This is a genomic window from Mesorhizobium sp. SARCC-RB16n (assembly GCF_008520305.1).
Lineage (GTDB): Bacteria > Pseudomonadota > Alphaproteobacteria > Rhizobiales > Rhizobiaceae > Mesorhizobium.
Genome location: NZ_ML703263.1, coordinates 276,100 through 289,654, shown reverse-complemented (window position 1 = coordinate 289,654; position 13,555 = coordinate 276,100). Strand labels below are relative to the sequence as shown.

Genomic DNA, 13,555 nt, shown 5'->3' with positions numbered 1-13,555 from the left:
GGCATACACCAATGGGCACGGCTTCGCAAACTCCTCCACGGGATCGCTAAAGCTTCACCGAATATTTACGCTGATCGGTAACCATAACGGGGAGTAAACAGTAACGCGTGCCTTGGGTGTAAAAATGTCAGCCGTGCGTCTTCTCGACGAGCTCTCCCACGCTCCCCAGCAATCCGAATGGCTGGACACCATCCTGAAAGGCGACTGCGTGGCGGCCCTTGACCGCCTGCCCGAGAAGTCGATCGACGTCATCTTTGCCGATCCCCCCTACAATCTACAGCTCGACGGCGATCTGCACCGTCCCGACCAGTCCAAGGTCGACGCGGTCGACGACGACTGGGACCGGTTCGAGAGTTTTGAAGCCTATGACGCCTTCACCCGCGCCTGGCTGCTGGCGGCACGGCGCGTGCTGAAGCCCAATGGCACGATCTGGGTCATTGGCTCCTACCACAACATCTTCCGGGTCGGCGCCAAGATGCAGGATCTCGGCTTCTGGATCCTCAATGACGTGATCTGGCGCAAGACCAACCCGATGCCGAATTTCCGCGGCCGCCGCTTCCAGAACGCGCATGAGACGATGATCTGGGCCTCGCGCGATCAGAAGGGCAAGGGCTATACCTTCAACTATGAAGCGCTGAAGGCATCGAACGACGATATCCAGATGCGCTCCGACTGGCTGTTCCCGATCTGCACCGGCGGTGAGCGCCTGAAGAACGACAATGGCGACAAGCTGCATCCGACGCAGAAGCCCGAGGCGTTGCTCGCCCGTATCATGATGGCCTCGACCAAGCCGGGTGACGTCGTGCTCGACCCGTTCTTCGGCTCCGGCACGACCGGCGCCGTGGCCAAGCGCCTCGGCCGCCACTTCGTCGGCATCGAGCGCGAGCAGGCCTATATCGACGCCGCCAATGAGCGCATCGACGCCGTGCGGCCACTCGACGAAGCGGATCTCACTGTGCTTACCGGCAAGCGCGCCGAGCCGCGCGTCGCCTTCGTCAGCCTGATCGACACCGGGCTGGTGACGCCCGGCGCCACGCTCTATGACGCCAAGAAGCGCTGGGCCGCCAAGGTTCGCGCCGATGGCACGGTGGCGATCGGCGACAGCGCAGGCTCGATCCACAAGATCGGCGCCGAGGTGCAGGGGCTGGACGCCTGCAACGGCTGGACCTTCTGGCATTATGAGCGCAGCGGCGGCCTTACCCCGATCGACGAGCTTCGCCGCATCGCCCGCCTCGGCATGGAGCGGGCAGGGGGCTGACCCCTGCCGCTTGCCTTCTATTCGTTGGTTCAAAGCCTCAACGGACCGCCGTAAGCGATTCGGATCACGCCTTTATCCCCAAGCGCTCAAGATCTGCTTGAAGCGTCTCGGCGTCAGTGAACAGCACCGCTTGCCAGCCCGCGGCCTTGGCGCCGTCGACATTTTTCTGGCTGTCGTCGATGAACAGCGTCGCGGACGGCTCGAGGTCGAACGCAGCCACGTGATGATCGTAAATGTCACGGTCCGGCTTGATCTTGCCGATCTCGCCGGAAATGGTGACGCCGCGCGGACGATCCAGGAAATCGAAGCGTTCGCGCGCTTCCGCCAGCGTGTCGGAGGCGAAGTTGGTCAGCATGGTGACATCATGGCCGCTTTCGATCAGGCCGAGCATGATGGCGACGCTGTCGTCATAGGCATGCGGCACCATGTCGTGCCAGTGGCGGCGGAAATTGCGGATGTTTTCGGCGTGCTCGGGATGCTCCGCGATCAGCAGTGCCTCGGCCTCTTCCCAGGTCCGGCCGCGATCCTGCTCGATGTTCCAATCATGCGTGCAGACATTGTCGAAGAACCACTTCCGCTCTTCGGCATCGGGAATGAGGCGGCTGAACGGAATGTTCGGATCGTAGTGGATCAGCACGCGGCCGATGTCGAAAACGATGTGGCGGATTTCAGTCATGGGGCCTCTTTGCACTCAATGGCGACGGCTTTTTCGTCGCGCCGGGTATCGCAGCCTCGATTGCCTTTTTCATGACAGTCGGCAGCGCCTCGCCTGAAATCTCACTGGCGGCCGACCAGAAGTACCCCTCCGGCGCATCACCTTTGATGTGGGCGCGAAAAACTTCGAGTTCGAGAGCGAAATGGGTGAAGACATGCGTGATTGTTCCGGCGTGCCGCCAGTCGCCGGGAAAGGGCGCCGCGGCCTCCGTGGTCGCTCCGTCCACTCGCGCCGTCCATGCCGTTGTCGGTACTTCCGTCATGCCGCCGAGCAGCCCCTTTTCCGGCCGCTTGCGCAAAAGAATGGCGCCGTCCTCATGCGCGGCCACGAAAGCCGCGCCGCGCCGCAGCGGTTTGTCGGCTTTTGGCAGCCGCACCGGGAAGTTCTCGGGGTCGCCTGCAATGACGGCGCTGCAGCCCCCGCGCAGCGGGCACAGCATGCAGCGCGGCCGGCGCGGGGTGCAGATCGTGGCGCCCAGATCCATCATCGCCTGGGCGAAGTCGCCGGGCCGCGTCGCTGGCACCATGCGCTCGACCTGGCCCCGGATCTCGGCCTTGGCTTCGCTCAGCGGCGTCGTGATTGAAAACAGTCTTGAGATGACGCGTTCGACATTGCCGTCGACAACGGCGGCGGGACGGTCGAAGGCGATCGCCGTTATTGCCGCGGACGTATAGGCGCCGATCCCCGGCAATTCTCGAAGTCCGGTCTCGGTGTCGGGAAACCGGCCGCCGCGCGCCGCCACCAGATCGGCGCAGGCCTTGAGATTGCGGGCGCGGGAGTAATAGCCGAGCCCCGCCCAGGCTTTCATCACATCCTCAGTCGGCGCCGCGGCCAGCGCCTCGACATCGGGCCATTTCTCGACAAAGGCGCGGAAATAGGATTTGACCGCTTCGACGGTGGTCTGCTGCAGCATCACTTCGGACAGCCAGATACGGTAGGGGTCGGGCCGCACGCCGCGCGCATGCTCGCGCGGCGTCACCCGCCACGGCAGTTCGCGATGATGCGCGTCATACCAGGCGAGCAGGCGTGACGCCGTATCGTCTGAGATGGCCTTGCTGTTCGGGGCCTTGCGGGTCAGGGCCTTGCGGGTCTCGTCTGCTGGTGCCATTGATCTTGCGTTGGCCTGGCCGGTATCTGCTGGGTCGTGGCTGGAGCACATGGCAGGGAAAAGGCCCTTCGGCAATCCCGTTCCGGTGAGCGATCTCGCCACCGAGATCCTCGACCCGGTGCTGCGTAAGCGGGCAGGTATCTCGATTGGTCTCGTCCAGTCCTGGGAAGAGATAGCCGGACCGCGCCTCGCCAAACACTCGCGGCCCGAAAAGATCCAGTGGCCGCGTCGCCTGCACGAGGACGATCCGTTCGAGCCGGCCGTGCTGGTTATCGCCTGCGAAGGCATGGCCGCCCTTCATCTGCAGCACGAGACCGGCGAGATCATCAACCGCGTGAACGCCTTCCTTGGCTTTACCGCAATAGGTCGCATCAGGATCGTGCAGAAGCCGGTAAGCTCCGGAAAAGCCCGGCCCAGGCCTGCCCTCAGGCCACTGAGCCCGGCGGAAAAGGCGAAATTGGCCGATACTGTCGGGTTGATCGAGGATGACGGGCTGCGCGCCTCGCTGGAAAGGCTGGGTGCGACCATTTTGGGGGGAAGGAAAGCCTAGTTCTGACTGGAAACAGTCATCGGTTTGTCGTTAATCTCGCGCATTCGTGATCACCCTTGTCAGGTTTCGCGATTGGATTGGGGACAGGGATGCCTTAATTCGCGCCAACTCTCGCTTTTTCGTGCCATTGCATTGCAAAATCCAACCCTTGTCAGGTGATTCGTATGAGCCGTACCCCGTTTGGCCAAAGCTTCTCTCGCAGAAACGTCCTGACGTCGCTGGCCGCCATCCCGGCGGTGGCCCTGCTCGCCGCCTGCAGCGATTCCGGCGAACAGGCCAAGGCGGCGGATGTGAAGCCCACGGACCCGGCAACGCCTGCAAAGCCGGCCACGCCCGCCGCGGTCCAGGTGCCGGAGGCGCAAGGCACGGTGGATATGGCTGAATTGCTGAAGCCGGGTGCGCTGCCCGACAAGCAGCTCGGCAAGGATGACGCCAAGGTCACTATCGTCGAATACGCCTCGATGACCTGCCCGCACTGCGCGCATTTCGCCGAAACCACCTTCCCGGAGCTGAAGAAGAAGTACATCGATACCGGCAAGGCCCGGTACATCCTGCGCGAATTCCCCTTCGATCCGAGCGCCGAAGCCGGTTTCATGCTGGCGCGCTGCTCCAAGGACAACTATTTCCCGATGGTCGATGTGCTGTTCAGGCAGCAGGCGAACTGGGTCGGCGTGTCCAACACCAAGGAGGCGCTGCTGCAAATCTCCAAGCTGGCCGGTTTTACACAGGAGTCCTTCGAGGCCTGCTTGACGGACCAGAAACTTCTGGACGATGTGAGATCGGTCCAAAAGCGTGGCGCCAATGAATTCAAGGTCGACTCGACACCGACCTTCTTCATCAACGGTAAGACCTACAAAGGGGCGATGTCGATTGAGGAAATGTCGGCCATCATCGACCCTCTGCTCTGACATCAGCTCAGCGCCGAGGCGGCAGCGCTCCGGCGCTGCCCGCCTTTGTGAGGCGCGTGAATGAAGTTTTCGCGCCTCCGCCTCCTTGGGTTCAAGTCCTTCGTCGAACCAGGCGAGTTCGTCATCGAACGCGGCCTGACCGGCATTGTCGGGCCGAACGGGTGCGGCAAGTCGAACCTCGTCGAGGCGCTGCGCTGGGTGATGGGCGAAAGCTCCTACAAGAATATGCGCGCGTCCGGCATGGACGACGTGATTTTTTCCGGCTCGGGCACGCGTCCCGCCCGCAACACCGCCGAAGTCACGCTTTTCCTCGACAACAGCGACCGCTCGGCTCCATCGGCCTTCAACGATGCCGACGAACTGCAGGTGTCACGCCGCATCGAGCGCGAGGCGGGCTCCCTCTACCGCATCAACGGCAAGGAAGCGCGCGCCAAGGACGTGCAGCTTCTGTTCGCCGACCAGTCGACCGGCGCGCGCTCACCCTCGATGGTGGGGCAGGGCCGTATCGGCGAACTGATCCAGGCCAAGCCGCAAGCGCGTCGCGCGCTGCTCGAAGAGGCGGCGGGCATTTCCGGCCTGCACACCCGCCGCCACGAGGCGGAACTGCGGCTTAAGGCAGCCGAACAGAACCTCGAACGCCTGGACGATGTCGTCGGCGAACTGGAAAGCCAGATCGAAAGCCTGAAGCGCCAGGCGCGCCAGGCGTCTCGTTTCAAGAACCTGTCCGCCGACATCCGCAAGGCCGAAGCCACGCTCTTGCAACTGCGCTGGACGCTGGCCAAGACGCAGGAAGGCGAGGCGCGTTCGGCGCTGGCCATGGCCACGGCGCTCGTCGGCGACCGCGCCGCCACGCAGATGAACGCGGCCAGGGAGCAGGCCATCTCCGCCCATCGCCTGCCTGACCTGCGCGACGCGGAAGCCGCGGCTGCAGCGGCCTTCCAGCGGCTGTCGATCGCCAGGTCGCAGATCGAGGAGGAAGCTGGCCGCATCCGTGCCCGCCAGACGGAAATCGAGCGCCGGCTGCAGCAGCTCGACGGCGACATCGCCCGCGAAGAGCGGATGGTGCGCGACAATGCCGACGTTCTCGAGCGCCTGCGCGCGGAAGAGGCCGCGCTGAACTCCGAAAACGCAGGTGCCGCGGAGCGCGAGGCCACCACCCGCGCGGCATTCGAACAGGCAGCCTCGACGCTTGCGCAAAGCGAGGCCAAGCTTGCTGCGCTGACCGCCGAGCGCGCCGAGGCCGCCGCCTCGCGCCATCAGATCGAACGGACCTTGCGCGAAACCGCCGAGCGGCGCGATCGCTTCGCCCGCCAGCTCGCCGATGTCGATCGGGAATTGTCGGACATCCTCGCCAAGGTGGCCGGCCTGCCGGATCCGGCCGAGAAACGGATCCTGGTCGAACAGGCGCTGGCGTTGCTGGAAGAGTCCGAGGCCGCGATGGCGCAGGCCGAGCAATCGGTCATCGATGCTCGTGGCACCGAAAGTGCCGCGCGTCCGCCGCTTCAGGACGCCAGGGCGGAACTGGCTGGGATCGAGACCGAAGCGCGCACGCTGGCCAAGATCCTGAACGCGGCCAGCGGCGATCTCTTCCCTTCCGTGTTGGAGCAGATCAGCGTCGAGCGCGGCTTCGAGACGGCTCTGGGCGCGGCCCTGGGCGAAGACCTCGACGTGCCGCTCGACCGCAGCGCACCGGCGCATTGGGGCGAAAGCGAAATCCAGCCCGGCGACGCCGCGCTCCCCGAAGGGATCAAGAGCCTTGCCAGCGTAGTTCGTGCGCCAGCACAACTTGCCCGCCGCCTGGCGCAGATCGGCATCGTCGAGGCCGCTGACGGCCGCCGGTTGCAGGGGCTTCTGGCGCCCGGCCAACGCCTGGTCAGCCGCGCGGGCGCGCTGTGGCGCTGGGACGGCCTGACCGCCAGCGCCGACGCACCGACCGCCGCCGCACAACGGCTGGCGCAGAAGAACCGGCTTGCCGAACTCGACGCCGAAGCGGTGCAGGCGACCCTCGTCCTGCGCCAGGCCGAGGAGGCGCTGGCAGGGGCCGAGCTGGCCCTGCGCCAGGCAAGCGAAGCGGAGCGAACCACGCGTCAGGCCGGACGCGATGCCCAGCACCGGCTCGACGCCGCCCGCAATGCGCTGGCTGAAGCCGAGAAAGCCGGCGGCGAACTCTTGAGCCGTCGCGCCGCTTTGGACGAGGCCCGCGCGCGCATCGTCGACAGCCATGAGGAGACGTCGGCGGCTTTCGTCGAGGCCGAGATGCTACTGCAGGACGCGCCGGATCTCGGCGACCTGCAATTGCAGCTCGAACAGTCTTCCGCCAATGTCTCGCGCGACCGCGCCGCACTGGCCGACGCGCGCGCCGTCCATGAAGGCTTGCGGCGCGAAGCCGAGGCACGCACGCGACGGCTGGATGCCATCGGCGCCGAGCGCAGCAACTGGCTGGTGCGCGCCGAAAACGCCTCGACACAGATCGCCTCGCTCGGCGAACGGAAGGCCGAGGCCGAGGCCGAGCGCGAACGGCTGGCCGATGCGCCCGACGAGATCGACGCCAAGCGCCGTGCGCTGCTATCGCAGCTCACCGAGGCCGAGACCTTGCGCAAGGCGGCCGCCGACCGTCTGCAGGAGGCGGAGAACAGGCAGGCCGAACTGGACAAGGCGGCCACAGGTGCCATCCAGTCGCTGGCCGAAGCGCGCGAAACCCGCGCCCGCGCCGAGGAACGGCTGACGGCGGCCGACGAACGCCGGCTGGAGGTCGAGGCGCGCATCCAGGAAACGCTCAACACGCCGCCGCATCTGGTCATCCGCCACACCGGCCTGGAAGCCGACGATCCGATGCCCGAGATGGCCGAGATCGAACGCCGGTTGGATCGGCTGAAGATCGAGCGCGAACGGCTCGGCGCCGTCAATTTGCGCGCCGAGGAAGAGCAGAAGGAGCTTTCCGAGCGCCTGGAGACGATCGTGTCCGAGCGCGAGGACATCATCGAAGCGATCCGCAAGCTCAGGCAAGCGATTCAGAGCCTCAATCGTGAAGGCCGCGAGCGGCTGCTGGCCGCCTTCGATGTGGTCAACAGCCATTTCCAGCGCCTGTTCTCGCATCTGTTCGGTGGCGGTACGGCGGAATTGCAACTGATCGAATCCGAGGATCCGCTGGAGGCGGGGCTGGAGATTCTTGCCCGCCCGCCCGGCAAGAAGCCGCAGACCATGACGCTGCTGTCGGGCGGCGAGCAGGCGCTGACGGCGATGTCGCTGATCTTTGCCGTGTTCCTAACCAATCCGGCGCCGATTTGCGTGCTCGACGAAGTCGACGCGCCGCTCGACGATCACAATGTCGAGCGCTTCTGCAATCTCATGGACGAGATGGCCAAGACCACCGAGACACGGTTCGTCATCATCACCCACAATCCCATCACCATGGCGCGCATGGATCGTCTGTTCGGCGTGACCATGGCCGAGCAGGGCGTCAGCCAGTTGGTCTCCGTCGACTTGCAGGCCGCGGAAGCGATGCGCGAGGCAAGCTGACGCTGACAGCGCCGCGGCCCCGTAGGAGCTGCGCGTTCGCCGTCAGCCAAGGATCGTAGCGAAGGGATCGCGGGCGATAAGCCATGGATTCTGGCATCGACTTTCCCGATGGTCGCAAAAGTCGCGGCAAAACCGAACCAGTCTTGGGGGCTTCAGGTTGAAGCGCGTTGAATACGCGACAGTTCAAAACCGCCTTTGCCCGACAAGCTCTCTTCCGCCGGCCGGAACATGTCCTCGAAGTCCAGATCCTGCTCGAAAACCACGCCCCCGACGGTGACGGCCAGGATCTCCTCGGCGCCCTGAGGGGCAAAATAGACCTGCGAGACGCTGGCGCGGATACGCTCGCCAACCATCCTGGCTTCGGCCTCGCTCGTTCCGGGAAGGAAGACGCCGAACATGGACGCGCCTATGCGGCCGACGACGTCTTGCGAGCGCACGCAAGACCGGATGGTTGAGCCTATGAGGCGCAAGGCCTCGTCGCCCCAGCTCAGGCCGAAGCGCAAGTTGATGGCGTTCAGATGTTCAGGATGAATGACCAGGAAGGCGCCCGATCGCTCGCCAGGAAGGGAAGGCCTGATTGCACGTCTCTCGATCAGCGACGTGAAGACCGTGCCGTTCAGGCAACCGGTCAGCGTATCGAAGGTCGCGGCCCTGTTGAGTTCCCGCCGGTAGCAACGGATCTCGGCCAGTTTCAGGCCTATGAACACAAAAAGCGGCAGGCAGATCACCAAAGGCAAAAGCGTTGCGGTGATCATGCCGCGCCCGAAAGGCGTCAGGGTCTCGCTGAACAACAGCAGATAGTTCAGGATCAGGGAGACGCACAGGCTGCCGATGGTTCCAAGGAACGCCAACCAGGCGACGTTCTTCCATTCGTGATGGGCCGAGACATCAGCTGCTGCGTTGCTCATCGTCGATCTCCGTTCGAACGCCAAGCATAAGACCGGCAAGTTACGATTTCGGTTTCGAAGAACAATACAATTTGAGGCGTCGGGAAAATCGTCAAGCTTTCTGGAGACGATGCCGATCTTTGCGGCGTATCCGGCTGCCGTCGCCTATGGGGGTCCGAAGATTCCCATCTCCGCCGTCCTGGCTGTTGCTTCGGCCTTGCCATAGATGCCGCTCGGCAAGGCCAGCGCCCAGCCATTCGATACGAGCCAGGCGCCGACATCCTGTTTGCCCAGCCTGCATGTCGCCGCGACGGGGAAGCGATCGACCGCCGGAGGCACGAAACAGTTCAGCGCCCGCCCGCGAATCCAGTTGTTGAAAGCCGCGCGCGCCCGCTGTCCGCAAGGCCAAGCGCTATCGTGAAACAGGCAGACCCTGTCGGCCTCGACGCTCTGGGTCCCGCTGATGAACAGTTTCCGCCCCATCGAGTCGAAACCGGCCGACGACGTGGCCACCGGACGGTAGAGCGGTGTTTCCTGCCAATCCTTGGGCATCGATGGCTTGGGGCGTGTGGCGAGGCCGAGGTCGCCAAGAGGCGAACGAGGTTCCACCCGCTCCACGTCAGGCCCCTCGATCTGCGGCGGTGTGATGAGATTCTCGGCAATCTTGCGGGCCGAATTGACGATCGATCGAACCGGGTGTTGCGCGACTTCATCGCTGATGTCCGGGGCCGGGCCGGTGGCGGTCCGTTCGACAGGGAACAGGGTCGCTGCCTTGACCAGCAGCAGGATGCCGACGAGAAGCTCGAGGCTTGCGACCGCAATCATCAGGCGAAAGCGTCCGGCATGCCCCATCAGGCCGCCGGCGCCAAGTTCGCTAGAAGCTGGACGTCGATTTGGCAACCAGTTTGAGCGCACCCTTTTCAATCCGGTAAAACGGCATCGAGCGTTCGCTGGATCCATCCGCGCGGAACCTGAACAAGCCGGTCGATCCGCGAAATCCACTCCGGTTCTCGAAGACCTGCCTGTTGAAACCGTTGGGACCGGCAGCGCTCGCAATTCCCGCGGTCAGGGCAACCATGTCATAGGCATAAGCGACATTGACGTCAGCCTGGTAGTTGAAGGTTGCCTTGAAACGATCCGAAATCGGACCTGTCTCGTGTTGGTCGAGCGTCGCGATATAGGCCCCTTCGAATAGTGGACTGGTCGGGTGCTCCAGCCAGCGGTTCGTGCCAATCACGGGAGTCGATTTTCCAGGAATGCCCTTTGCCTTCAGGGCGATCAGGATTGGCGACGGATTGCTGTCGCCGCTGGCAACGACCACGGCATCGGGCGCGTCCACCAGCGAGCCCATGTCCGCCACCGCCTTGGCCGCGCTGTCGGCGCTCGTATAGGGTATGGTGATCGCAAGTGCGGCTCCGTACACGCTGAGGCTGTTGGCGACCCGCTTTTCCATGATATCGGCACTCGCGCCCGCCGGCACCAGCAGGACGAACTTCTTGCCGCCCTTGGCCGCGATCGCGCCGGCTCCCGCGGCGGCGCTGTCCGCCTCGCTGAGGCATACCGCATAGACGCCCGGGCCACCGGCAAAATTGTCCGCAAGAGCCAGAACCACCGGCCGGTTTGAGCCCGACAGTTTCGCGACATGCTGCGCCGCCGGTAGTTCGGTCGGACCGATGACCACTTTCGTTCCCGAGGTTATGGCCTTTACCGCCAGTTGCTGGGAGTAGGTCGCGTCTCCCCTCGTGTCCTCGATGGTAAGCATCAGCAGCGGGTTGCCGAGGTCCGTCATCGCGAGCTTGGCGGCATCGAGCATCTTTCTGCCGTTTTCCCCCGCGGATCCGGGGGCGGAGAGGGGCAGCAGCATGGCGACTCTTGTGGGGCCGGTGCCGAGGGACTGCGTTGCCAGGCTTGCGTTGGCAACAGCAGCCGGCGGATTGGCGGCCTGGATCGCAGCGGGATCGAGCGCGTCGGACACCGCGCCTTTCGATTGGCAGCCGAGCAACGACATGGCCAGCGCGGAAGCGACCACCCATGTCCGCGGGCCGTGGACCGGCCGGTCAGATTCCATTCTCTGCCAGCGCGCTCTCGCTCCTGCGGTCAGTTCATGTACTCGACCATGCGGTCGTGAAAACACTCGCACTTGTTGAGCGTATCTTCGTCCTTGTAGTTGGTCTTCAGGTACCCGTAAGCCATGCCGCAGGCGACCTTGGCTTCCGATGCCCAGACGAAGACCGGCCGGGATGAATGGATCCATTCCGGGCTGTTGGCGACCGCGACGGATTCGTCCATCAGCTTCACGACCTGTTTCGTGAGGTCGACCGTGTTGTCGGTCAGCACGAGGTTGGACGTTCCAACGGTGCGGCAATAATCGGCCGTCGGGCCTTCGATGATGTCGGCTGCAAAGCCGGTCGATCCGGCCAAGAGCAGCGCCGTGGCCGAAATCAGCAATCTTGCGCGAATATTCATGTAAGCCCCTCTCCAAATTGCCATTTCATGTTCCACTAATGCATAGCATGGGAGCACGAGCGCGCAGAAGTGCTAAATCGTGGCCGTGTGCTGCGCATGGGTGTTGTCGTCGTAAAGGATCGTAATCGTGCCAGCGACGGGTGTGTTCGTAAGCTGCGCCACGTCGACAAAATTGGCGGGGTTACCCGAGCCGCTGGTGTCCACACTCAGCGCGCCAGTCCCGCTGTTGTAGTGCACGTAGTTGCTGATGTTACCAGCTGGCGCTGTGTCGAAGAGCGCAGTCAGGTCGATCTTGTCGCCGTCGCCGCCCACGCCGCTGTAGTCGCTGATGAGATCCTTGATGTCGAGGTGATCAAGCTTGAACGTGTCGGCCCCCGTGCCGCCGATCAGCGTGTCCTGACCGGCACCGCCGATGAGGATGTCGTTGCCACCGCCGCCGTTGAGTGTGTCGTTACCGGCGCCCCCGGCGAGATAGTTGGCAAGGGCGTTGCCGAACAGATGATCGTCACCGGAGCCGCCGATCAGACCCTCGATGCCGGTAAGCGTATCGCCTGCGGCGTCGCCACCGCCGATCGTTCCGGCCGCTGGGTTATTGGGGTCTGCTGGCGCACCCGACGCATGGCCGTCGTCGGCAAGATGGATCGAGATGGCCCCAACGCTGCCGGTATAGTCGGCAATGTCGGTTCCGGCTCCGCCTGCGATCGTATCGGTGTGCGAGCTTCCGGCGATCACATCGTCGCCTGCTGTCCCGGTAAGGGTGAAGCTGCCGCCGCTACCTGATGCCACCTGATGGATATTGAGCGATGACGTCGACGTTGTGTCTCCATCATGGTCGGTTGCTGAGACTTGGAAGGCAAGATTCAGGTCGGGTGGCAACACGGTCTTTGAGTAGCTCAAGTTATCGAGGCGCATATCGCCCGAGGTACTGGCTACGGTCATCGAGTTGAACTGTATCGTCGGGTCGATGATCAACTGCCCGCCAACGACGGTGGCCGTTCCGGACTGCTGGTTCAAGATGGTCGTGCCGTCCGCGGCGTAATTGTAAGCTGTCCAGTCGACCGTGCCCGAGCCGTTGGCGGTAAACGTTACCGAATCGACGAGCTGCCCGTTCACGCCATGCGCGTCGTTCGTCGCCGTGTTGCCCGGAGAGTGGAACTCGATCCAAAACGACTCGCCAGTCGTGAAGTGGTTGTTTGCGACGCCGAAGCCTTGGGTGGACGCATTTATTCCTCCGCCACTCAGAGCTTCGAGCTCGACCGTCCCGCCAGCTACCTCAACATGATTTTGCGGACCCCCGGCAGTGATGCCGCCGAGCGCCACCGACACCGCCGTCGCTGCCTGTGGTGTGACCAGATCGAACTCGTAGGTTCCGTCCGCTCGCACGGTCAGATCAAAAACATCGGTCGCGCCGGCCGTGGCGTGGAGAACGGTCGTGCCGTCCGCGGTGTGCGACTGGCTGTAGGTGATACCGGTGATCGCCGGACCGGTGATGTTGAAGTGATCAATGCCGTCCGCGCCTTGTACCAGCGAGAAGAAGCCTGCCAGCGATCCGACCTCGTTGGGAATGGTGCCCGACGTGAAGGAGCCCAGCGAAGGACCGTCGTCATGGAAAGTGGCCTTGGAGCCGAGATCAATCGACTGCGAGGCGTGGTCACCATCGTGATCGGTCACGGTCGCCGTCAGTGTCACCAGGCCTGAGGTCAGGCTGATGCCTTCGGAGGTGTCCGTTGGATTGTCTGCAGTATTCTGGTGGACGGCGCGGAACTCCGACAGCGTTGCCTGGCCGCTCGCTGTGTCGACCGCGAGTGTGAACACCAGGTAGGCGGCATCGCCGCTGTGGCCGGTGACATAGCCCGAAACAGTGCCGCCACTCTGTGTCAGCACCACTGCCTGGCCCGTAGCCGAGTCGATCAGGTTAGAGGTCACACCTTGTGAGGAGACGCTCACGCCGTAGCTGGTGGTGGCGCCGTCGGCACCCTGCACGACGGTGAACATTCCCGCAAAGGCGGCCGAAGCTGACGTCAGCGCCGCGTTCGGTGTCGAGCCGTTCGCCAGGTAGCTTTCATCGACGTCAAGCGTTGGCGCCGCCGCCCCGCTCAGCGTGATCGAGGGGCCGTCGTCATGGATGGTGATCTGCCCGCCCA

At 63.9% G+C, this 13,555-nt stretch carries 11 protein-coding genes; 4 read left to right on the top strand and 7 right to left on the bottom strand.

The window, feature by feature from the left end; all coding sequences use genetic code 11:
* The first annotated feature begins 124 nt into the window (after positions 1-124).
* On the top strand, positions 125-1,258 hold the full coding sequence (locus C7I87_RS09950; RefSeq protein WP_149904028.1) for a site-specific DNA-methyltransferase: 1,134 nt from the start codon (positions 125-127) through the stop codon (positions 1,256-1,258).
* A gap of 64 nt (positions 1,259-1,322) precedes the next feature.
* On the opposite strand, the gene C7I87_RS09945 is transcribed toward C7I87_RS09950, so the two are convergent.
* Positions 1,323-1,934: an HAD family hydrolase gene (locus C7I87_RS09945; protein ID WP_149904027.1), complete on the bottom strand. Its 612-nt coding sequence runs from the start codon at positions 1,932-1,934 to the stop codon at positions 1,323-1,325.
* Positions 1,927-3,081, bottom strand: a complete 1,155-nt coding sequence (gene mutY / locus C7I87_RS09940; protein WP_149904026.1) for an A/G-specific adenine glycosylase — start codon at positions 3,079-3,081, stop codon at positions 1,927-1,929. The genes C7I87_RS09945 and mutY overlap by 8 nt, the downstream gene beginning before the upstream one ends.
* Positions 3,082-3,130: 49 nt before the next feature.
* Between mutY and C7I87_RS09935 the strand changes: the two genes are divergently transcribed.
* The 3 genes from C7I87_RS09935 (at position 3,131) to smc (ending at position 8,058) form a co-directional block, all read left to right on the top strand.
* Positions 3,131-3,631, top strand: coding sequence for a DUF721 domain-containing protein (locus C7I87_RS09935; RefSeq protein ID WP_149904025.1), 501 nt, complete (start codon positions 3,131-3,133; stop codon positions 3,629-3,631).
* Positions 3,632-3,795: 164 nt separating this feature from the next.
* Positions 3,796-4,539, top strand: coding sequence for a DsbA family protein (locus C7I87_RS09930; protein ID WP_149904024.1), 744 nt, complete (start codon positions 3,796-3,798; stop codon positions 4,537-4,539).
* A gap of 60 nt (positions 4,540-4,599) precedes the next feature.
* Positions 4,600-8,058: a chromosome segregation protein SMC gene (gene smc / locus C7I87_RS09925; RefSeq protein WP_149904023.1), complete on the top strand. Its 3,459-nt coding sequence runs from the start codon at positions 4,600-4,602 to the stop codon at positions 8,056-8,058.
* A 152-nt stretch (positions 8,059-8,210) separates the two neighbouring features.
* Here smc and C7I87_RS09920 read toward each other — a convergent pair whose 3' ends face one another.
* The 5 genes from C7I87_RS09920 to C7I87_RS09900 all read right to left on the bottom strand — a co-directional run.
* A complete protein-coding gene (locus tag C7I87_RS09920) occupies positions 8,211-8,966 on the bottom strand; it encodes a GGDEF domain-containing protein (RefSeq protein WP_149904022.1) in 756 nt (251 codons plus the stop codon).
* A gap of 144 nt (positions 8,967-9,110) precedes the next feature.
* On the bottom strand, positions 9,111-9,770 hold the full coding sequence (locus C7I87_RS09915; RefSeq protein ID WP_246696240.1) for a thermonuclease family protein: 660 nt from the start codon (positions 9,768-9,770) through the stop codon (positions 9,111-9,113).
* 49 nt (positions 9,771-9,819) lie between these two features.
* Positions 9,820-10,953 carry a type 1 periplasmic-binding domain-containing protein gene (locus C7I87_RS09910; RefSeq protein WP_246696245.1) on the bottom strand — a complete coding sequence of 378 codons (1,134 nt, stop codon included), beginning with the start codon at positions 10,951-10,953 and terminating at the stop codon, positions 9,820-9,822.
* Positions 10,954-11,042: 89 nt separating this feature from the next.
* Positions 11,043-11,411, bottom strand: a complete 369-nt coding sequence (locus C7I87_RS09905; protein ID WP_149904021.1) for a hypothetical protein — start codon at positions 11,409-11,411, stop codon at positions 11,043-11,045.
* A 72-nt stretch (positions 11,412-11,483) separates the two neighbouring features.
* Positions 11,484-13,555 (bottom strand): DUF5801 repeats-in-toxin domain-containing protein (locus C7I87_RS09900; protein WP_149904203.1); only part of this gene is annotated, 2,072 nt, incomplete at its 5' end.

Excerpts from the sequence above, each read along its gene's own strand:
- C7I87_RS09950 (WP_149904028.1), top strand. The coding sequence starts at position 125 with ATGTCAGCCGTGCGTCTTCTCGACGAGCTCTCCCACGCTCCCCAGCAA.
- C7I87_RS09945 (WP_149904027.1), bottom strand. The coding sequence starts at position 1,934 with ATGACTGAAATCCGCCACATCGTTTTCGACATCGGCCGCGTGCTGATC.
- mutY (WP_149904026.1), bottom strand. The coding sequence starts at position 3,081 with ATGGCACCAGCAGACGAGACCCGCAAGGCCCTGACCCGCAAGGCCCCG.
- C7I87_RS09935 (WP_149904025.1), top strand. The coding sequence starts at position 3,131 with ATGGCAGGGAAAAGGCCCTTCGGCAATCCCGTTCCGGTGAGCGATCTC.
- C7I87_RS09930 (WP_149904024.1), top strand. The coding sequence starts at position 3,796 with ATGAGCCGTACCCCGTTTGGCCAAAGCTTCTCTCGCAGAAACGTCCTG.
- smc (WP_149904023.1), top strand. The coding sequence starts at position 4,600 with ATGAAGTTTTCGCGCCTCCGCCTCCTTGGGTTCAAGTCCTTCGTCGAA.
- C7I87_RS09920 (WP_149904022.1), bottom strand. The coding sequence starts at position 8,966 with ATGAGCAACGCAGCAGCTGATGTCTCGGCCCATCACGAATGGAAGAAC.
- C7I87_RS09915 (WP_246696240.1), bottom strand. The coding sequence starts at position 9,770 with ATGATTGCGGTCGCAAGCCTCGAGCTTCTCGTCGGCATCCTGCTGCTG.
- C7I87_RS09910 (WP_246696245.1), bottom strand. The coding sequence starts at position 10,953 with ATGTCGTTGCTCGGCTGCCAATCGAAAGGCGCGGTGTCCGACGCGCTC.
- C7I87_RS09905 (WP_149904021.1), bottom strand. The coding sequence starts at position 11,411 with ATGAATATTCGCGCAAGATTGCTGATTTCGGCCACGGCGCTGCTCTTG.